18 protein-coding genes are annotated in these 19,858 nt (G+C 74.3%); 6 read left to right on the top strand and 12 right to left on the bottom strand.

Annotated features, from left to right (window positions below; translation table 11 throughout):
- Positions 1 to 89: 89 nt before the first annotated feature.
- Positions 90 to 284: a hypothetical protein gene (locus V6U89_RS01785; protein ID WP_007456482.1), complete on the bottom strand. Its 195-nt coding sequence runs from the start codon at positions 282 to 284 to the stop codon at positions 90 to 92.
- A gap of 358 nt (positions 285 to 642) precedes the next feature.
- On the opposite strand from V6U89_RS01785, the gene V6U89_RS01780 reads away from it, so the two are divergent.
- The gene (locus V6U89_RS01780; RefSeq protein WP_334568801.1) at positions 643 to 1,794 is read left to right on the top strand and encodes a CAP domain-containing protein; all 1,152 of its coding nucleotides are present in this window, start codon (positions 643 to 645) and stop codon (positions 1,792 to 1,794) included.
- A 130-nt stretch (positions 1,795 to 1,924) separates the two neighbouring features.
- Positions 1,925 to 2,806 carry an endo alpha-1,4 polygalactosaminidase gene (locus tag V6U89_RS01775; protein WP_334568800.1) on the top strand — a complete coding sequence of 294 codons (882 nt, stop codon included), beginning with the start codon at positions 1,925 to 1,927 and terminating at the stop codon, positions 2,804 to 2,806.
- 44 nt (positions 2,807 to 2,850) lie between these two features.
- Here the strand turns inward: V6U89_RS01775 and V6U89_RS01770 are convergent, their stop codons facing one another.
- The 9 genes from V6U89_RS01770 to rsmD form a co-directional block, all read right to left on the bottom strand.
- On the bottom strand, positions 2,851 to 5,070 hold the full coding sequence (locus tag V6U89_RS01770; RefSeq protein WP_334568799.1) for an MMPL family transporter: 2,220 nt from the start codon (positions 5,068 to 5,070) through the stop codon (positions 2,851 to 2,853).
- Between the two features lie 212 nt (positions 5,071 to 5,282).
- On the bottom strand, positions 5,283 to 6,140 hold the full coding sequence (mutM, locus tag V6U89_RS01765) for a bifunctional DNA-formamidopyrimidine glycosylase/DNA-(apurinic or apyrimidinic site) lyase (protein WP_334568798.1): 858 nt from the start codon (positions 6,138 to 6,140) through the stop codon (positions 5,283 to 5,285).
- Complete coding sequence (gene rnc, locus V6U89_RS01760) at positions 6,133 to 6,948, bottom strand: ribonuclease III (protein ID WP_334568796.1); 816 nt, start codon at positions 6,946 to 6,948, stop codon at positions 6,133 to 6,135. The genes mutM and rnc overlap by 8 nt, the downstream gene beginning before the upstream one ends.
- A 52-nt stretch (positions 6,949 to 7,000) precedes the next feature.
- The gene (locus V6U89_RS01755) at positions 7,001 to 7,975 is read right to left on the bottom strand and encodes a phosphate acyltransferase PlsX (RefSeq protein WP_334568795.1); all 975 of its coding nucleotides are present in this window, start codon (positions 7,973 to 7,975) and stop codon (positions 7,001 to 7,003) included.
- Between the two features lie 116 nt (positions 7,976 to 8,091).
- The gene (gene rpmF, locus V6U89_RS01750; protein WP_088646032.1) at positions 8,092 to 8,265 is read right to left on the bottom strand and encodes a 50S ribosomal protein L32; all 174 of its coding nucleotides are present in this window, start codon (positions 8,263 to 8,265) and stop codon (positions 8,092 to 8,094) included.
- A gap of 5 nt (positions 8,266 to 8,270) precedes the next feature.
- Positions 8,271 to 8,834 carry a YceD family protein gene (locus V6U89_RS01745; protein ID WP_334568794.1) on the bottom strand — a complete coding sequence of 188 codons (564 nt, stop codon included), beginning with the start codon at positions 8,832 to 8,834 and terminating at the stop codon, positions 8,271 to 8,273.
- 109 nt (positions 8,835 to 8,943) lie between these two features.
- Positions 8,944 to 9,441, bottom strand: a complete 498-nt coding sequence (locus V6U89_RS01740) for a hypothetical protein (protein ID WP_154943401.1) — start codon at positions 9,439 to 9,441, stop codon at positions 8,944 to 8,946.
- A gap of 172 nt (positions 9,442 to 9,613) precedes the next feature.
- Positions 9,614 to 10,102 carry a pantetheine-phosphate adenylyltransferase gene (coaD, locus tag V6U89_RS01735; RefSeq protein WP_210777900.1) on the bottom strand — a complete coding sequence of 163 codons (489 nt, stop codon included), beginning with the start codon at positions 10,100 to 10,102 and terminating at the stop codon, positions 9,614 to 9,616.
- A complete protein-coding gene (rsmD, locus tag V6U89_RS01730; RefSeq protein ID WP_334568793.1) occupies positions 10,099 to 10,662 on the bottom strand; it encodes a 16S rRNA (guanine(966)-N(2))-methyltransferase RsmD in 564 nt (187 codons plus the stop codon). Before rsmD ends, coaD begins: the two co-directional genes overlap by 4 nt.
- 316 nt (positions 10,663 to 10,978) lie before the next feature.
- On the opposite strand from rsmD, the gene V6U89_RS01725 reads away from it, so the two are divergent.
- The gene (locus tag V6U89_RS01725; protein ID WP_334568792.1) at positions 10,979 to 12,232 is read left to right on the top strand and encodes a cell wall anchor protein; all 1,254 of its coding nucleotides are present in this window, start codon (positions 10,979 to 10,981) and stop codon (positions 12,230 to 12,232) included.
- Between the two features lie 322 nt (positions 12,233 to 12,554).
- Positions 12,555 to 13,499 (top strand): cell wall anchor protein, encoded by a 945-nt coding sequence (locus tag V6U89_RS01720; RefSeq protein WP_334568791.1) that lies wholly within the window; start codon positions 12,555 to 12,557, stop codon positions 13,497 to 13,499.
- Between the two features lie 712 nt (positions 13,500 to 14,211).
- Here the strand turns inward: V6U89_RS01720 and recG are convergent.
- Both recG and V6U89_RS01710 read right to left on the bottom strand, forming a co-directional pair.
- Positions 14,212 to 16,413 carry an ATP-dependent DNA helicase RecG gene (recG, locus tag V6U89_RS01715; protein WP_334568790.1) on the bottom strand — a complete coding sequence of 734 codons (2,202 nt, stop codon included), beginning with the start codon at positions 16,411 to 16,413 and terminating at the stop codon, positions 14,212 to 14,214.
- Complete coding sequence (locus V6U89_RS01710) at positions 16,410 to 18,035, bottom strand: DAK2 domain-containing protein (protein ID WP_334568788.1); 1,626 nt, start codon at positions 18,033 to 18,035, stop codon at positions 16,410 to 16,412. The genes recG and V6U89_RS01710 overlap by 4 nt, the downstream gene beginning before the upstream one ends.
- Positions 18,036 to 18,182: 147 nt before the next feature.
- On the opposite strand from V6U89_RS01710, the gene rpmB reads away from it, so the two are divergent.
- Both rpmB and V6U89_RS01700 read left to right on the top strand, forming a co-directional pair.
- Positions 18,183 to 18,374 carry a 50S ribosomal protein L28 gene (gene rpmB / locus V6U89_RS01705; protein ID WP_088963534.1) on the top strand — a complete coding sequence of 64 codons (192 nt, stop codon included), beginning with the start codon at positions 18,183 to 18,185 and terminating at the stop codon, positions 18,372 to 18,374.
- Positions 18,375 to 18,585: 211 nt separating this feature from the next.
- Entirely contained in the window at positions 18,586 to 19,848 is a 1,263-nt protein-coding gene (locus tag V6U89_RS01700) for an ATP-grasp domain-containing protein (protein WP_334568787.1), read from the top strand.
- The last annotated feature ends 10 nt before the right edge of the window (positions 19,849 to 19,858 follow it).

The raw sequence follows: 19,858 nt of genomic DNA, 5'->3' as shown, positions 1-19,858 counted from the left end.
AGCCACGGGAGACAGAGCTGCGCGCCGGCACATAAGTGTCGGCGCGCGTTTTCGCGGTGGTGCGATTCAGTTTTTCCGGATCCCGTGGATCAGGTCAGGGCCGGCTCGGCCAGCCGGAGGAGGTCGTCGGCCTCCGCGGCGGCCGCGGCGAGCCGATCATTGTCGGCACGCAGCCGCGTGATCTCGAACTCGAGTGCCTGAACCCTGGCCCGCAGACGGGTGACCTCGTCGAGCAGACGCCGGTCGGGCGCTGCACCTACGTGGCCGTAGAGGGCTTTCGCCATGCTGACTCCTTGATATGCGCTGCCGGAAAGGCCGGCCAACGCGCGCCCAATAACTGTCCGCGACTGCCACCCCGGCATAATCCGGGCATGACTGGGCGCGACTGGCGACACCTACATATTGAGCCGACACCCCCCTCTTCGTCAAGTTCTCGCAGGCCGTAGATCATCTCTACGTCTACCCTGTCTACTTGTCGGGGGGCCGCAAGGCTCGGACACGCTCTGTCCGGACTCCTTAACTGTACGCCGGGAAATGTGCGTACGGTCACTACGTGAGTCGACATCGCCTTAACTCTTCCTTAGCCACGTTGCCGCAGTTCAGGGCCCACCCGTAGCGTCAGCGCGGCCCACAACCGACCCCGTGGAGGCGACAGGCGTGTACGGCTGGACCGACCCGATCGACCCGGACGGCGCCCCCCGGCGCCCGCAACCGCCCACCGACGAGCCGCCGGCCTGGCTGACCGACCGTCCCGAGCCGCGCTCGGCGTACCTCTTCGGCGACGAGCCGGAGCAGCCGGGCGACGACCTGGCGGACGCCCCGACCGCGCAGTGGCGTACCGAACCGGACGACCCGCCGTACGCGTGGACCGACCGGACCCCGGCCGGCCCGCCGAACGGTCACCTCGACCCGACGGCGTACCCGGACGCGCCCGGCGCCGCCTTCCCGCCCGCTCCCGAGTTCGCCCCGCCCGCCGACTGGCGGCACGCCACGGGCGGCCTGCGGGCCGTGGACGCCGAGCCGTCGGCCGAGGGGCAGGGCCGGCACCGGCAGCGGAGGCGGTTCCCGCGCCCGCTGGTCATCGGCGGCGCCGCCGCGGCCGCCACGCTGGTGGTGAGCCTCGGCGTGGGCGCCCTGGCGCTGCCCGGCGGCGACGGCGGAGCGGCCGACCCGGCCTCCGTCGACGATCCCATCGCCGCCGCCCCGCTGGCGCCGGACGCCGGGACCCCCGCCGACGCGCTGGCCGGCACCGCCACCGCCTCCCCCACCGCGACGCCGACCACCGGCCGCCCGACCCCGTCGCCGAGCCGGACGGTCAAGCCGACGCCCGCGCCGAAGCGGACCACGGCCGCGTCCCGGCAGAGCACCCGGACCGGCGGCGCGACGACCCCGAACTCCGTCAGCCCCGGCGTCAGCAGCCAGAAACAGCAGGTCGCCGACCTGGTCAACGCCGAACGGGCCAAGGCCGGCTGCGGGAAGGTGAGCATCGACGACAAGCTGATGCTGGCCGCCCAGCGGCACAGCCAGGACCAGGCCGACCACCGGAACATGTCGCACACCGGCAGCGACGGCAGCGACGCCGGTGACCGGATCGAGCGGGTCGGCTACACCTGGCGCACCTACGGCGAGAACGTGGCCTGGAACCAGCAGACCCCGGCCGCGGTGATGGACGCCTGGATGAACAGCTCCGGGCACCGGGCCAACATCCTCAACTGCGCGTTCACCGAGATCGGCGTCGGCGTGGCCAGCAGCAACGGGCCGTACTGGACCCAGGTCTTCGCCGCCCCGCGCTGAGGCGTACCGGGCGCCCCCGTCCACGACGCGACCGCGTCGTCGGCGGGGGCGTCTCGTTTGACCGGGTGAGGTGCGCCGTGCGGGACGGCGCGGGGCGGTGTGGCGCCGACCGACGACCCGGGAGCTGCCGATGCGGATCCGGCTGCCAGCGTCCGCGCGGCGGAGCAGGCCGCTGCCGAGCGCCGCGCGCCGGCGACCGCCGACCCGGCGCGGCGTCCGGCGGGCCCTGCCGGCCGCCGTCGCGCTCACCCTGCTGACCCCCGCCTGCCACACCCCGCTGGTCCCGCCGGGCGCGCCGACGCCGTGGCCGACCGCGTACGCGCAGCGGTGGCAGTGGCAGTGGCAGCTCGAGGGGCCCGTCGACACCGACGTCGCGGCGGACGTCTTCCTGCTCGACCCGGTACGGACCACCGCCGCCGAGACCTCCGCGCTGCGCCGGCGGGACCGCCGGCTGGTCTGCCAGGTGCACGTCGGCTCGTACGCCGGCACCGACCCGGACGTCACCCGCTTCCCGACGGCGGTGCGGGGCACCCCCACCGGCCGGGCGCAGCGCCGCTGGCTGGACGTACGCCGGTGGGACGTACTGGAGCCGGTGCTGGCCGACCGGTTCCGGCTCTGCCGCGGCAAGGGCTTCGGCGCGGTGGCGCTGGCCGACGCCGACGGGTACGCCCACCGCTCCGGCTTCCCGCTCGGCTACGACGACCAACTGACGTTCAACCGACGGCTGGCGGTGCTGGCCCGCTCCCTCGACCTCTCCCCCGGCCTGCTGAACGACGTCGGCCAGGTCGCCGCGCTCGCGCCCGACTTCGACTTCGCCGTCGTCGAGGAGTGCGTCCGGCTGAAGGTCTGCGCCAAGCTGCTGCCGTTCGCCGACGCCGACAAGCCGGTCTTCCACGTCGAGTACACCGGGCACACCGCGACGTTCTGCGTGACCACCCTCGGGTACGGCTTCGCCTCCATCCGCAAGAACCGGTCGCTGGACGCCTGGCGCGACCCCTGCCAGCTCCCCTGACGCCGCGGGGCCCCTGCCGTGGCAGGGGCCCCGCAGCAGGGGATTCAGCGGACGCCGACCAGCTCCGGGGTCGGAGCGGGCGGGTCGGCCGGCGGGGCCACCTGCTTCTGCCGCAGGAAGCGCGGCGCCCACCAGTTGGCGTCGCCGAGCAGTGTCATCAGCGACGGCAGCACCACCGCCCGGATGATCGTGGCGTCCAGCAGGATCGCGGCGGCCAGCCCCAGGCCGAGCTGCTTCATGTCGATCGTGCTGAGCGAGGCGAAGATCCCGAACACCCCGACCATGACGATGGCCGCGCTGGTCACCACGCCCGCCGACGAGGTGATCCCGTACGCCACCGCGTCGCGGTTCGACATGCCGGCCCGGACCCCCTCGCGGATCCGGCTGACCACGAAGACGTGGTAGTCCATGGAGAGCCCGAAGAGCACCACGAAGAGGAAGAGCGGCAGCCAGGAGACGATCGCCCCCATCGAGGTGAAGCCGAGCAGCCCCTCCGCCCAGGTGCCCTGGAAGACCAGCACCAGCAGGCCGTACGCGGCACCGGCGGAGAGCAGGTTGAGCACGATCGAGGTGAGCGCGACGACCACCGAACGGAACGTCAGCACCATGACTGCGAACGTCAGCGCCAGCACGAAGGCCATCACGATCGGCAGCTTCTCCTGCACGTGCCGCGCGTAGTCCTCGCTGGCGGCCACCCCACCGCCGACCGCGTACGTCACGTCGGGAATCCCGCGCATCGCCGCCGGCAGCAGGTCGTCGCGGAGCGTACGCAGCGAGCGGGCCGCTTCGTCGTCCCGGCTGGCGTACGGGGTGGCCACCTCCAGCACCGACACCCGCCGGTCGGCCGACACCTCGATCTTCGGGCCGTCCCCCTCGGCCGGCGCGAAGAGCGGGTCGGCGGCGGCCCGCCCGGCGAGGTCGGTCAGCGCGGCGCGCACCCGGTCAGCCTGGTCGGCCGGTGCCCGGACGGCCACCTGGTGGCTGGTGCCGGTGCTCGGGAAGGCGGCGGTGAGCCGGTCGTACGCCTGCATGGCCGGCGTGGTCCGCGGCAGGTCCTCCATGCCGGGGAACTTCAGCTTCATGCCGAGCGCCGGCGCGGCCAGCACGAGCAGCAGCCCGACCGAGACCACCAGGGTGGCCAGCGGCGCCCGCAGCGCGGGCCGCAGCACGGCCGGCCAGAAGCGCGGCGTGGCCGCCCGGCCGTCCCGCCCGGTACGCGGGGCGGTGAGCCGCCAGAGCAGCGGCACCCGGGGCCGGTCGACCCAGCGGCCGAGCTTGGCCAGCAGCGCCGGCAGCACGGTCAACGAGCCGGTCACGGCGACCGCGACCACCAGGATCGAGCCGATCGCGAGGGAGGAGAAGACCGCGTCGTTGGCGAGCAGCAGCCCGGCCATCGAGATGATCACGGCGAAGCCGGAGACCACCACGGCGTGCCCGGACGTCTCCGCCGCGATCTCCACCGCGTCGAGCCCGGAGCGCCCCTTGGCCCGTTCCTCGCGTTCCCGCCGGACGTAGAACAGCGAGTAGTCGACGCCGACCGCCATGCCGATCAGCAGGATCACGCTGGCGGTGGTGTCGGTGGCCGGCACCAGGTGCGAGGCGAGGGTGGACAGGCCCATCGCGGCGGCCACCGAGGAGAGCGCCAGCAGCACCGGCACGCCGGCGGCGATCAGCGCGCCGAACGCGACGATCAGGATGGCCAGGGTGACCGGCAGGCTGAGCAGCTCGGCCCGCTTGAAGTCCTTGCCCAGGGTCTCGTCCAGCGCCTGGTTGATCGACGGCCCGCCGACCTCCTCGACGCGCAGCTGCGGGTGCGTCGCCTGCACCTCGGCGGTGGCGTCGCGCAGCGGCTGCACCCGGTCGGCCGCGTCCTCCGGGTCGCCGGCCATGGTGACCGGCACCAGCAGCGCGTTGCCGTCACGGGACGGCACCGGCGCCCCGACCGAGGCCACCCCGGTCACCTGCCGCAGCCGCGCGGTCGCGTCGGCCGCCGCGGCCTGCGCCGTCGCCTGGTCCAGCACCCCGGTACGCGGGGTGATGAGGATGTTCTCGACCGCCGGATCGTCGAAGTTCCCCTCGGTGACGATGATGTCCGCCCGGCCCGCCTCGCCGATCGCCATGTCGGCGTCGGTGGCCTCCTTCAGCCCGGCGGCGCTGCCCCCGACGAAGCACACCGCCACGAACACCACCCAGAGCGCGATCGCGCGCCACGGGTGCTCGGCGCTCCACCGCGCCACCCGCACCGTCACCGGTCTCCTGCCCATCTCCCGGGCCCCCCTCCACGCGTCGGCCCGCTGCCGACCGTGTCGACGCTAGGGACAACGGCGGGCGCGGACATCGGGGATCGGCCCCGGCTCGTCCCGGACCCGGCGAAAGCCGGCTGTGCGGGTGATCGGAGCGGACGGCCGGGCAAACCGGGCGGATCTGCGGGACGCCGGGGGACGGCACACCGGCGCAACCCCGAGCCGGCTCGGGGTCACCCCTTCAGGGCGCCCCGGGGCCGCGGCTGACACCGCGGGCAGCTGAACGACGACCGGTTCATGAACGACTCGCGCCGGATCGGCGTACCGCACCGCCGGCAGGGCTCACCCTCCCGGCCGTACGCGTTGAGCGACCGGTCGAAGTAGCCGCTCTCGCCGTTGACGTTGACGTAGAGCTCGTCGAAGCTGGTGCCGCCCTGCCTGATCGCCTCGCCGAGGACGTCGCGGGCGTGGCCGAGCAGCCGGGTGGCCGCCGGCGCGGTCAGCGCGTCGGTCGGCCGGGCGCCGTGCAGCTTCGCCCGCCAGAGCGCCTCGTCGGCGTAGATGTTGCCCACCCCGGAGATCAGCGTCTGGTCCAGCAGCGCCCGCTTCACCTCGGTACGCCGTCGCCGCAGCGCCGCGACGAACCCGGCGTCGGAGAACTCCTCGTCCATCGGGTCCCGCGCGATGTGTGCGATCTCCGCGGGCAGCTCGGCGCCGCCCTCGCTGACCGAGAGGCCACCGAAGGTGCGCTGGTCGACGAAGCGCAGCTCCGGACCGTCGTCGGCGAACCGGAACCGGACCCGCAGGTGCAGCTCGTCGGCCGCCGCGATCGGCTGGAGCAGCAGCTGGCCGGACATCCCGAGGTGGCCGATCAGGGCGTCACCGCTGTCCAGCGGGAGCCAGAGGTACTTGCCGCGCCGGCGCACGTCGGTGACCGTACGACCGGCCAGCACGTCGGCGAAGTGGCCCGCGCCGGGGGCGTGCCGCCGGACGGCGCGCGGGTGGCGTACCTCGACCGAGGTGATCCGGCGGCCGGTGACCCACTGGGCCAGGCCCTGCCGGACCGTCTCGACCTCGGGCAGCTCAGGCACGGCCCAGCCCCGCCTCGGCCGGGTCGGTGGCCGCCTCGGCCTCCGCCGCCGCCCGCTCGGCCTGCTCCTGCTCGGCCCGCTCGGCCTGCTCCTTCTCGGCCTGCTCGGTCAGCTCCCGCCAGGCCGCCTCGGCCGCCCGCTGCTCGGCCTCCTTCTTGCTGCGCCCCTCGGCCCCGCCGTAGCGGTTGCCGGCCACCACCACCCAGGCCGTGAAGGTCTTGAGGTGGTCCGGTCCGGTGCCCTCGATGCGGTACTCCGGAACGCCCAGCCCCAGCGCGGCGGTGAGCTCCTGGAGGCTGGTCTTCCAGTCCAGCGCGGCGCCCCGGCCGGCCGACTCCGCCATCAGCGGGTCGAAGAGCCGGTGGATGACGATCGCCGCGGTCTCCAGGCCGTACTGGAGGTAGATCGCGCCGAGCAGCGCCTCCAGGGTGTCGGCGAGGATGCTCGCCTTGTCCCGGCCTCCGGTGCTCTCCTCGCCCTTGCCCAGCAGCAGGTACGCGCCGAGCCCGTCCGGCCCCAGGCCGCGCGCCACGTCGGCCAGCGCGCGCATGTTCACCACGCTGGCCCGCAGCTTGGCGAGCTGCCCCTCGGGCAGGTCCGGGTGGTTGCGGAAGAGCGCAGTGGTGATCACCACCCCGAGCACCGAGTCGCCGAGGAACTCCAGCCGCTCGTTGGTGGGCAGGCCGCCGTTCTCGTACGCGTACGAGCGGTGGGTCAGCGCGCGCTCCAGCAGTTCGGGGTCGAGCGTCACACCGAACGCCGCCTCGAGGTGACCGACGGGAGCACGCCGCCGCTTGTCGTTCGTCATGTGCCTACCTCTTCGTTCGGGACTGCCGGGGGCGCGAACCCCGTTCTCGCGCTCACGGGCGTACCTCGTCGGTGCGGTCCACGGCCGGCGACCCGACGGCGGCGCCGTCGAGCAGCGCGCGGACCCGGTCGCTGGCGCTCCGCCGCCACAGGTGGGCGGCGAGGGCGATGCCGGAGGCCACATCCTCGGCCCCGGCGGCGCCGTGGCACACCACCACCGTCCCGGCCACCCCGAGCAGGGCCGCCGCGCGGGGGGCACCACCGCCGGCGGGCGGGCCGCCGGCCATCGCGTACGCGCCCTCGATCGCCTTGAGCAGCACGTTACCGGTGAACCCGTCGGTGACCACCACGTCGGCGCGCGCGCCGAGCGCGACGTCGTACCCCTCGACCAGGCCGACGTAGCGCGCCCCGCAGGGCAGCGACGCGGCGGTGAGCAGGGCGTCGGCAGCCTTGCGGGGACGGTCGCCCTTGCCGGCCTCCGTGCCGACCGAGAGCAGGCCGACCCGGGGCCGGTCGACGGCGTGCGCGACCGCGGCATAGGCGGCACCGAGCACGGCGTGCCGGGCGAGGGTGAGCGGGCGGGGTTCCAGGGAGCCGCCGACGTCGAGCAGGACCACCGGGCCGGCGACCGCCGGCAGGGTGGCCACCAGGGCCGGCCGGCGGACGTCGGCCCAGCGGCCGAAGCCGAGCGCGGCGGCGGAGACGGTGGCGCCGGTCGAACCGGCGGAGACCAGCGCGTCGGCGGCACCGTCGCGGATGGCGGCGACGGCCGCGCGGACGGTGCTCTCGGCGCGCGGCGCGTGGTGCGCCGGGCCGGCGGCGGCCCGCACCGGGCGGACCGTCGTCCGGGCACGCTGCGCCGGGGTGAGGGCGTCGATCACCGCGGCCGCGACCTCGGTCGGGCCGACGAGCAGCAGGTGCAGGTTCGGATCGGCGCGTACGGCTCGCAGAGCGCCGTCAACCACGACGGCGGGGGCATCGTCCCCGCCGAGGAGGTCAACGGCGATCCGCGCGGTGCCCGGCTCCATCGGAACGCCGGCCGGAGCAGGCCGGCCGGCGTCGGAAGGAGCCGGGGCACCGGGCGATCGCCAGGGTGCGCGCGCCACCCGACCCGTGGTCGGGGGCGTCACTCGGCGTCCAGGTCTCAGACCTCGAGGACCTGGCGGCCGTTGTACGTGCCGCAGACGGAGCACGCGGCGTGCGGCAGCTTGGGCGACTTGCACTGCGGGCAGGCCACGGTCGCGACCACGGCCGCCTTCCAGTTCGCCCGGCGGGACCGGGTGTTGCTGCGCGACATCTTGCGCTTCGGGACGGCCACGGTTCCTACTCCTCTGTACGGTTCAGTTGCGACAGGCCCGCCCAACGCGGGTCGATCTGCTGGTGGCTGTGATCGGCCGGCAGATCGTCCCAGTGCACCCCGCACTCGGGGCACAGTCCTGGGCAGTCCTCCCGGCAGAGCGGGTTGGTCGGCAGCGTCAGCACCACCGCGTCCCGCAGCGCCGGCTCCAGGTCGATCAGATCGCCCTGCATCCGGCCTACCTCGTCCTCGTCGGTCGTGTCGTCCGTGGTGCTGTTCTCGTACGCGTACAGCTCCTGGATGTTCACGACCACCGAGTCGTTGATCTGGCGCAGGCACCGGCCGCACTCGCCCCGGACGGGACCGCTGATGGTCCCGGAGACGAGCACGCCCTCGGACACCGACTCCAACCTCAGGTCGAGGTCGAGGTCCGCGCCCTCCGGCACGCCGATCAACTCCACGCCGAGGTCCGCCGGTGCCGAGGCGACCCGCTTGACCGTACGCAACGCACCAGGCCGGCGCGGCAGGTCCCTCGTGTCGAGGACCAGCGGCGACCTGGGATTGAGTGTCGATGGCGAGTGTTTGGGCATAGTCAGACTCCGGCCGGTGAGAGGCCGACAAAAAAGGTTACCTGGGCGAGGGCCCCAGCGTCGAACCGGGGGCGACGCCCACCTGAGGTGTCGGCTGGTGAGGTGCCGCTCAGAAGGGTAGCGGGCGTTCGGCCTCGTCCCCACCGAAGGTGCCGATCTCGCGCAGCGCGTGCATCTTGTCCCGGCCGCGCTCTATCGAGGCCAGCGCCCGGGTCAGGAACTGCTCGAAGTTGGCCAGCGCCGTGTCGACGTAGTCGTCGACCTCGTCGCGCAGCCGCTGCGCCTCGGCCCGGGCCTCCGCGATGATCCGGGCCCCCTCGTGCTCCGCCGAGACGGTGATCTCGTTCACCGACACCAGGCGGGCGTGTTCCGCCTCACCCTCGCTGATGATCCGGTCGGCCTCCCGCTTGCCGGCCTCCATGATCTTGTCCCGCTCCTCCAGGAGGGCGGCGGCCCGGCGCAGGTCGGCGGGGAGTTCGGCGCGCAGCTCGTCCAGGACCGCGATCATCTCGCCCCGGTCGACCATGCAGTTGTTCCGCGACATCGGGACGGAGCGGGCCTGCTCCACCATGGCGATCAGTTCGTCGATGCGATCGAGCGGGTCCACCGGTACCTCACTCCTGTCGTTCGTCGGCCGACCTACATGATGCGGGTTACGGCCGGGTTCCCGCTCCACACATGATGTCCTGCGCGGGCGAGCCCCGCCCGATCCGCCCCGGCGCGGCGCGTCGCGACGAGCCGCCCGCCGGGACCGGCGGGCGGCGGTACGCGGCGAGGTGTCAGCCGCGGTGCTCGGGGCCGAGCCGGGCGACCAGCTCGTGGCGTACCACGTCCGGCACGTGCGCGGAGATGTCGCCACCCCACTTCGCCACGTCCTTGACCAGGCTGGAGGAGAGGAAGGAGTAGAGCGGGTTGGTCGGCATGAACAACGTCTCGACCCCGGCGAGGCCGATGTTCATCTGCGCCATCTGCAACTCGTAGTCGAAGTCACTGACCGCCCGCAGGCCCTTGATCAGCACGCTCGCCTCCTGCGCTCGGCAGAAGTCGACCAGCAGGCCACGGAAGGACTCGACCCGGACGTTCTCGTACGAGGAGGTCACCTCGCGGAGCATGTCGATCCGCTCCTCGACGGTGAACAGGCCACTCTTGGCCTGGTTCACCAGCACGCCGACGATCACCTCGTCGAAGAGCCGGCTGGCCCGTCCGATGATGTCGAGGTGTCCGTTGGTGACCGGGTCGAACGAGCCGGGACACACCGCACGTCTCATGATCGGCGACCGTACCAAAGGGAGGTCTCGCCGTAACGGCGACTGCGCTCCGCGGTGACGCCTTCCACCCACTCGACGGGGCCGGTGCGGCTGGAGCGCTCCACCACCACCAGCGCTCCCGGGGCCAGCCAGTCGTGTTCCACCAGGGCGGCCAGCATGGCGGTGATCTCGGCGTCGGGCACCGCGTACGGCGGGTCGGCGAAGACGACGTCGTACGGCTCGCCACCCGGACCGGCCGCGAGCACGCCGGCCACCTTGCCGGTGACCAGCCGGGCGGCCGGGGCGGCCCGGAGCGCGGCGACGTTCTCCCTGATGACGCGCGCGGCACGCGGGTCGGACTCGACCAGCAGCACGTGCTGGGCGCCCCGGGAGAGCGCCTCCAGCCCGACCGCGCCGGAGCCGGCGTACAGGTCGGCGAAGCGGGCGCCGACCAGGTCGATCTCGGTCTGCACCGCGCTGAACAACGCCTCGCGGACCCGGTCGGAGGTGGGTCGGGTGCCGGCGCCGGGCGGCGCGGCGATCCGCCGGCCGCCGAGCGTGCCGGCGACGATCCGGGTCACGGTCTACCCCTGCTCATGGAGATGACGCTACGCGACAGTCGAGCCGGCCCGGCCGACACGGTGCGTGCCGGACCGGTGCCCTCATGATCACTGCCGGTATATCAATGATCTCAGATCAATAACATGATCCTTAGTCCATCCTGAGCGCTGTAGCGCCGACGGCGATCCGTTTAGGGTCGGCCGGGTGCCGGCGACGCTCCGCCGGCCACGCGGCGCCGGGGAGCGCTCCGTCACGGGACGTGCCGCAATGCGACCGGGACCAACGCCACCGCCACCCCACGCCGCACCCTGACGCATCTTCACCCCGGGAGTACGCGTGATCCGTCCCCAGCCCTCGCTCCGGCGACCGCTCGCCGTGGCCGCCGCCGCGCTGGCCGGCCTCGCCACGGCCTTCGCCTGCACGGCCCCGGCGGGCGCCACCAACACGTCGCCCTCGCCGTCGGCCTCCCCGACCGTGACGGCCTCGTCGAGCACGCCGACGCAGCCGGCGCCGAACTGCGTCAAGGCCGTCGACGCGACGTACACGCACACCTTCGACGGCCCGAAGGGCGAGGCCTCGATCACCCTCACCAACGGCCCGCTCTGCGCAGGCGAGCAGCAGGAGCTGGCCCTGGTGTCGTACGTGACGCCGTCGGCCACATTCGCCGTGCCGCAGTACGTGCTCGACAAGTCGATCAAGAAGTTCGTCGGCGTTGGCGACGGTCAGCTGGGTGTGGCCACCCTGGACTTCCGGGTCGAGGTGCCGACCTGCCACACCCAGGTCGACTTCCTCTTCGGCAGCACGATCATCGACCCGCTGACCGACACCAGCGACCGGTACGGCGACCGCAAGGTCGGCAGCCCCTCCGGCATCGGCGCCCGGTCCACCGGCCCGAAGGGCTGGTACAACGGCGGCTCGGGCAGCTGCTCGGCGGCGCCCGAGGTGATCGCCGAGTCCGACTGCGCGGGCGGCGTCGAGCTGACCATGGTCAACCGCACCGGCAACGCCGCGGCGATCTTCACCATCACCGGCAGCGGCGGCTTCACCCAGACCGTCACCGTGCCCATGCGCAAGATCGAGACGCGGAAGCTCAACCCCGGGCAGGCGCAGGAGATCGGCGTGGCCGCCGCGGGCATGAAGGACTTCACCGGCGGCTGGCAGAAGCCCGAGGACTGCCAGCGGCCCGAGGTCGGCGCGCCGGACGCCGACTACGAGTCGACCTGCGACGCGATGACCTTCCGGATCAGCAACCCGGAGGACGGCGCGACCGTCACCTCGACCTTCACCCCGAGCAAGGGCGAGGCGAAGACGCTGACCGTCGAGCCGGGCCGCACCGGCTCCGTCAGCTTCACGGCCAGCAAGGGCCTCACCGTGACGGTGACCGGCGACCTGGACTCCGGTGGGCCGCTGGCCTGGGAGCAGCCGAAGGACTGCGCCGAGGGCGGCGCGGGCGGCGGTACGCCCGGTGCGGGCCTGCCGGTGACCGGCGCGGCGGCCAGCGGCATCGCCGCGGGCGCGCTGGCCCTGCTGGCGGCCGGTGCGGTGCTCTTCGTCGTGGCCCGACGCCGACGGATCCGCTTCACCGCCTGATCCACTGTGATCGCCTGAGGGCGCGCCGACCGACCGGTCGGCGCGCCCTTCGCGTACCAGCCGTCCATTCTGGAGTCCGCAGTCGTCCGGTGACGCTCGGTCTATCGATGATCTCGAAACGGCAACAACCGCCCTCGGCGGCGGGACCGCCCACTACCCGTCGGTACATTCACCCGGCGCGCTCGCGCTCGCGCGGACGCGCCGCGACCCCGAGGATGTTGCGCTGAGCCACGACCGCTCGGTCCCGCACGACCGCTCGGTCCCGCCGGCTCCCGCCTCCCCGGCCGCACACCCCGCGAACCTCCCCCCGTCAGGAGTACACGTGAACCGCCTGAAGTTCCGGCGCGTCGCCGCAATCGCCGCCGGCACGCTGATCGGCCTCGCCGGCGTCGCCACGGTCGCCGGACCCGCGATGGCCCACCACCCCGAGCCCTCGGGCACCTACTGCGCCGCGCCGGACGGCAAGATCATCGTCAGCTGGACCGTCGGCAACAGCGAGACCGACCTCGCCGGCACCATCACCAAGCTCGAGTCGACCGTGCCGGGTGACTTCACCGGCGCGCTGGCGCTGAACGCGGTGCTGCCCAAGAAGGGTGACGGCCCGCTGACCGGCACCCAGGCGCACACCTTCACCGGGGCGCTGCCGGAGCTCAAGCTGACCGTCGAGGCCCGGTGGGAGCGGGGCGACCGGATCATCACCGAGGAGCGCACCGTCTCCGCGCAGCCGGCCGGCGACTGCGCCGCAACCGAGTCGCCGTCGCCGTCGCCGACCACGCCGGAGCCGACGAAGTCCCCGGAGCCGACCAAGTCCCCCGAGGTCACCCCGTCGCCGTCGACCACCAGCCCGAGCGCGACCCCGTCGGCCACCACGCCGAGCGCGCCGGAGGAGCCGGTGTTCCGGCTCGAGGAGACCTGCGACGAGATGACCTTCATCGTGGAGAACCCGGCGAAGGGCATCCCCTTCACCGCCACGTTCACCACCGAGAAGGGCGTCACCAAGAAGCTCGAGTCGAGCCCGGGCAAGACCAGCTCGGTCAGCTTCGACGCATACCAGGGCCTGAAGGTCACCGTCTCCTACGACGTGGTCGAGGGCTCCGAGACCATCGAGTACACCCAGCCGAAGAAGTGCGACGAGGGTGAGGGTGGTGGCCTGCCGGTCACCGGCGCCGCCACCGGTGGCATCGCCGCCGGTGCCGTCGTGCTGCTGGCCGCGGGCGCGATCCTGTTCGTGGTGGCCCGCCGCCGCCGGGTGCGCTTCACCGCCTGAGCACCACCTGCCTGAAGCCGAGGGCGCGTCGACCGACCGGTCGGCGCGCCCTCGCGCCGCTCCCGCCCGCCCGCGTTGGATCCGCGACAGCGCCCGGCCGGGCTCAGCTCGACCGGTGCCCACGCAGGCCAGCGCCTCCAGCGCGCCGTCGGCGCCCGGTTCGCACGGCGCGCCGCACCCGCGCAGGGCCGACGCCACCTCTGCACGCCCTGTCGAACTGATGGCGTGAACGATTCAGCGCGAGCGAGTCCGGGGCGATGCCGCAGCACGCCACGGCAACGGCGCGTGGCACGGCACGGGGCCTTGGGACGGCATGAGGCCGTGGGACGGCATGAGGCCGTGGGACGGCACGGGGTCGCACTGCCGGTGCACGTACGCCAGGGCCGGCCGGCGGCCGTGGGACGGCACGGGGTTGGCGCGGCACGGATGACGGCGCAGGACGGGTGACGGCAGGAGTCGTCGTGCGCGGGGCGCAGCAGATCGCCCCCGCCCGGGCCACCCGCCGCCGTGAGTCGTCTACGTCATCAGCTCGACAGGGGCCAGGACACCGGTCCCGTCCGACGAGACCGACCGGCGGGCGGCGGGATCGGGGACACGCGACGGCGGCCGCCGAGGGTATGCAGGACCGCGAACTCGCCGAGCCGCGTCGCGCCGAGCCGGCTGCCCGAGATGAAGGAGGTCGTCACGCCGGTCGACACCGGCGAGGCCGAGCTCAGCCCTTTTCCAGGTACTCCGCGCGCTCCTCGTCCACCAGCACGGCGACCGACGCGGCCAGCGCCGGGTGCCGTTCCAGCTCCGGGTCCTCCTCGACCAGGGTGATCGCCTCGGCGCGGGCGTCGCGGATCAGGTCGGTGTCGCGCAGCAGCGACAGCAGCCGCAGGTGCGAGCGGCGGCCCGACTGGGTGGCGCCGAGCACGTCGCCCTCCCGGCGCTGTTCCAGGTCCAGTTCGGCCAGCTTGAAACCGTCCGTGGTGGAGGCCACCGCGTCGAGGCGTTCCCGGGCCGAGGACCCTTCGGCCGCCTCGGTCACCAGCAGGCAGAGCCCGGGGGCGGTGCCCCGACCCACCCGGCCGCGCAGCTGGTGCAGCTGGGAGACGCCGAACCGGTCGGCGTCGAGCACGATCATCACGGTGGCGTTCGGCACGTTGACGCCGACCTCCACCACGGTGGTGGCGACCAGCACGTCCAGTTTCCCGTCGGCGAAGGAGCGCATCACCGCGTCCTTCTCGTCGGCGGGCAGCTTTCCGTGCAGGACGCCGATCCGCAGCCCGTGCAGCGGCCCCTCGGCGAGCAGCGGCGCCACCTCCGTCACGGCCAGCGGGGGCCGCCGCCCGTTGTCGTCCTCCCGCGGCGGCTCCTCCTCGCTCTGCGGCCCCTCGCCAATCCGCGGGCACACCACGTACGCCTGGTGGCCGGCGGCCACCTCCTCGCGCAGCCGGCGCCAGGCCCGGTCCAGGAAGGCCGGCTTCTCCGCCGCCGGCACCACGTGCGAGGCGATCGGGGAGCGGCCCTGCGGCAGCTGGGACAGGGTGGAGGTCTCCAGGTCGCCGTAGACCGTCATCGCCACCGTGCGCGGGATCGGCGTCGCGGTCATCACCAGCACGTGCGGCGGCTGGTCGGCCTTGGACCGCAGCGCGTCGCGCTGTTCGACGCCGAACCGGTGCTGCTCGTCGACGACCACCAGGCCCAGGTCGGCGAAGTCCACCCCCTCGTAGAGCAGGGCGTGAGTGCCGAGCACGATGCCGGCCCGCCCCTCCGCGACCTCGGTCAGCGCCCGCCGCCGGGCCGCCGCCCCGAGCGAACCGGTGACCAGCTCCACCCGGGTGGCGTCGTCGGCCGCGCCCAGCTCACCGGCCGTGGCCAGCGGCCCGAGCAGGTCCAGCATGCCCCGGTAGTGCTGCGCGGCGAGCACCTCGGTCGGGGCGAGCAGCGCCGCCTGCCCCCCGGCGTCGACCACCTGGAGCATGGCCCGCAGCGCCACCACCGTCTTGCCGGAACCCACCTCGCCCTGCAACAGCCGGTGCATGGGGTGCGGGGTGGCCAGGTCGGCGGCGATCTGCACGCCGACGTCGCGCTGGCCGGAGGTCAGCTCGTACGGCAGCCGGGCGTCGAACGCGTCGAGCAGGCCGCCGGGCTTCGGCGGGCGGGGCCGGGCCGGCCAGGACGCCGCCCGGTGCTTGCGCTGCACCAGGGTGAGCTGGACGGCGAACGCCTCGTCCCACTTGAGCCGGCGGCGGGCCCGGTACAGCTCCTCCTTGCTGGAGGGGCGGTGGATCTCCCGCAGGGCGGTGCCGATGCCGACCAGGTTGCGCCCGGCCCGCACGGTCGCCGGCAGCGGGTCCTCCGGCGGGGTGAAAGTGTCCAGCACCACCCGGACGCAGCGGGCGATCACCCAGGTCGGTACGGCCGCGGCGGCCGGGTAGACCGGGATCAGCGCGCCCGCGAACTCCTCGATCTCCTCGCTCGCCGCCGCCTCGCCGTCGGTCGAATCCCCGAGGAGCTGGTATTCCGGGCCGTTGAGCTGCCGCTTGCCCCGGAACTCGGTGACCTTGCCGGCGAAGAGCCCCCAGCGCCCGGGGCGCAGCTCCCGCTCCCGCCACGCCTGGTTGCCGAAGAAGGTCAGGGTGAGTACGCCGCCGGAGCCGTCGCCGACGGTCACCTCCAGCAGGTTGCCCCGGCGCTGGCGCATCGGCCGCACCGCCGTGCGCTGCACCTGGGCCAGCACGGTGACCTGCTCGCCGACGTCGAGGGAGCGGATGTCCGTGTGCTCGCCGCGCTCGTCGTACCGGCGGGGGAAGTGGTAGACCAGGTCGCCGGCGGTGTGCAGGTCGAGGTGGCTGGCCAGGGCCTTGGCCGTCTTCTCCCCGACCAGCTTCTTCAGCGGCGTGTCCACCGTGGACGGCTTGGACGTCATTCGACCCCCACCAGGAGCGGATAGTGCGGCTGGCCGCCCGGGTACGCCTGCACCTCGACGAACGGCCAGCGCCGGCCGACGTGCGCGCGCACCGCGTCGGCGAGACCGTCCGGGGCGTCCGCGCCGGTGAGCAGGGTGACCAGCTCGCCACCGCCGCCCAGCATCCGGTCCACCACGGCGGCGCAGGTGTCGACCAGGTCGGCGCCGATCAGGTGCACCTCCCCCTCCACCAGCGCCAGCACGTCGCCGGGGCGGCAGGGGCCGGCCACGGTCAGCGCCTCCCGGCTGGCGTGGCAGACCTCGGCGTACCGGCAGGCGCCAGCGGCCTCGGCCATCGCGATCACGTCGTCCTCGAAGCGCCGCCGCGGGTCGCGCACCGCGAGCGCGGCCAGCGCCTGCACCGGTGAGCGGGTCGGCACCACGCTGACCTTGATGCCCAGCCGGTGCGCCTCCTTCGCGGCGGCGCTCGCCACGGCCTGGGTGTTCGGGTCGTTCGGGAGCACCACCACGCGGGCCGCGTCGGTGGCGCGGATCGCGTCCAGCAGCTCGCCGGTGGACGGGTTGCCCGGCACGACCGTGGCGCCCTCGCCGGCGAAGAGCTCCGCGATGCCCGCGCCGGCCGCGACCACCACGGCCGCCCGGCCGTCGGCGGCCGGGCCGGGCCGGGGCGCCGGCGCGGCCTGGTCGGCGAAGCGGGTCACCGAGATCCGGTACGGCCGGCCGGCGACCACGCCCGCCTCGACCGCGGCGCCCACGTCGTTGACGTGCACGTGCACGTTCCAGGTGGTGGAGGCCGCCGGTGAGGCGCCGTCGCCGACCACCACCAGCGAGTCGCCCAGCCCGGCCAGTTCGGCGCGCATCCGGGCCACCGACTCGTGGTCGGCGTCGAGCAGGAACTGCACCTCGTACGCGTACTCGGCGGAGCCGGCCTCGCGGACGGTGGTGAGCGGCGGGCGGACCGCCCGGGTCACCGGCGCCGGCCGGGGTGGGCTCTCCCCGGTGACCACCTCGACCAGCGCGTCGAGCAGCAGGCAGAGCCCCCGGCCGCCGGCGTCGACGACGCCGGCCCGAGCCAGCTCGGGCAGTTGCTCCGGGGTGCGGGCCAGGGCGCGGGCGGCCTCGCCCGCCGCCGCCCGGGCCACCGTGCGCAGGTCGTCGCTGTCGGCCTGCTCGGCGGCCGTCGCGGCGGCCGCGACCACGGTCAGCAGTGTCCCCTCCACCGGGCGGGCGACGGCCGCGTAGGCCGCGTCGGCGGCGGCGCGCAGCGCGACGGCCAGCGCCCGGCCGGCCACGGCCGGGACGGGGGCGAGCGCGTCGGCCAGGCCGCGCAGGATCTGCGACAGGATCACCCCGGAATTGCCCCGGGCGCCGAGCAGCGCCCCGCGCGCCATCAGCCGCAGCGCGTGCCCGTGCGCGGTGGGCCCGTCCCCCGGGAGGGTGTCGAGGTCCATCGCCAGCGCCTGCTGAGCGGAGGTGAGGGTGAGCACCATGTTGGTGCCGGTGTCGCCGTCGGGGACGGGGTATACGTTGAGCTCGTCGATCTCGCCCTGGTGGCGCCGCAGCGCGGTGAGCCCACCCACGCACCAGCGGCGCACCGCGGCGGCGTCGAGGGTGTCCAGCACGGCCAGAAGCCTACTGTCGCGCACCGACACCCGCCCGGTCCGTCCGGGGCGGTTGGTCGGACCCCCCGTTCATCGGGTAACCTGGCCAGGTTGCCCGGGCAGCGCCTGCCGGCGACCTCATGAACGTATCAATCCCAGGAGTATCCCGTGGCTAGCGTGTGCGACGTCTGTGGCAAGGGACCGGGCTTCGGCCACAACGTGTCCCACTCGCACCGGCGGACCAACCGCCGCTGGAACCCGAACATCCAGTCGGTGCGTACCCCGGCCGGTGGCGGTAACACCAAGAAGATGCAGGTCTGCACCTCGTGCATCAAGGCCGGCAAGGTCACCCGCGCCTGACGCGGTAACGCCTCCAGCTCGAACATTCGCCAGCACCGGCGGGCCGTGACGGTCCGCCGGTTCTGTCGTGTCCGGGGTCGATCGCCGCGCCGGTGACCGGTCCCCGACGACTTTCTCGACCCGCCCCGGGCGCCCGGCTACGGTCTGCCTGCGCCGCCCGACCGACCGGTCTCCGGCCTCGGCGCACCGACGCCGTACGGAGGACCGACCGGTGGACCTGGACCTGGACCTGGGCCGCGACGAGCTGATCTTCGTCGGGGCCGCGCTCGGCATGCTGCACTGGCTCGACGAGCAGCTCCCGCCCGGCGCCGTCGTGCTGATCGAGGAGCCCGACGTCATCCACCGCCGGAACGTCGCGGCGCTCGCGGCCGACCTGCCCGTCGTCTCGCGGGTGGTGCCCGCCGAGTACCAGACCGGGCTGGACGTCGACGCGCTGCTGGCCCGGGAGCCCGGGCTGGCCGCCGCGCGGTTGGTGGTGCCCGGCATCGAGTACGCCGTCCCGGCCGCCGCCCGGCTGGCCGACCGGCTCGGCCTGCCCGGGGCCGGCCCGGGGGCCGCCGAGGTCTTCGCCGACAAGCACCGGATGCGGCAGGTCGCGGCCGGGGCCGGGCTGCCCAACCCGGCGTACGAGCTCGTCGGCACGCCCGAGCGGGCGGCGGCCTTCGCCGAGCGCTTCGGCGGCCGGTGCGTGCTGAAGCCGACCCGGCGCTCCGGCAGCCTGGGCGTGCAGCTGATCACCGAGCCGGCAGCGATCGCCTCGGCCTGGGCGACGACGGCCGCGCCGGAGGAGCCGCCCGAGGCCACCGACCGGGGCCTGCCCACCGAGGTGCTGGTCGAGCAGCTGGTCGTCGGCCCGGAGCACAGCGTCGAGCTGCTGGTCGCCGACGGCGAGGTGTGCTTCGCCAACGTCACCGACAAGCGGGTGCTGCCCGGCCCCCGACCGGTCGAGACCGGTCACACCGTGCCGTCGGCCCTGCCCGCGGCCGCCCGGGCCGAGCTGGTCGAGGTCGCCACCCGGCTGGCGGCGGCGGCCGGGTTCCGCACCGGGGTGCTGCACAGCGAGTGGATCGTCGCCGACGGGGTGCCGACCCTGGTGGAGTGCGCCGCCCGACTGCCCGGTGACATGATCGCCGCGCTGGTCTCGGTCGCGTACGACTGCGGGTTCATCCCCGCGTACCTGCGGCTGCTGCGCGGCGAACGGCCCGCGCTGCCGGCCCGGCCGGCGGGCGCGGCGGCGGTGGAGTTCCTGCTCGCCCCGCCCGGCACGGTGACCGCCGTGACGGGCGTGCGCGCCGCGCTGCGGGCGCCCGGGGTGCTCAGCGCACAGGTGGACGTCGCGGTCGGCGAGATCCTCGGCGAGGTGGTCTCCTCGGCCCGGCGCAGCGGTCTGGTGCTGACCTGGGGCGACGACCCCGCCGAGGCGACCCGGGCCGCCCGGCACGCGGCGGGGCTGGTGGAGATCAGCGTCGGCTGAGGCCGACCCC

The organism is Micromonospora sp. CPCC 206171, assembly GCF_036906755.1.
Classification (GTDB): Bacteria; Actinomycetota; Actinomycetes; order Mycobacteriales; family Micromonosporaceae; genus Micromonospora; species Micromonospora purpureochromogenes.
The sequence above is the reverse complement of the archived record's forward strand: the minus strand, read 5'-3'. Positions and strand labels throughout refer to the sequence as shown.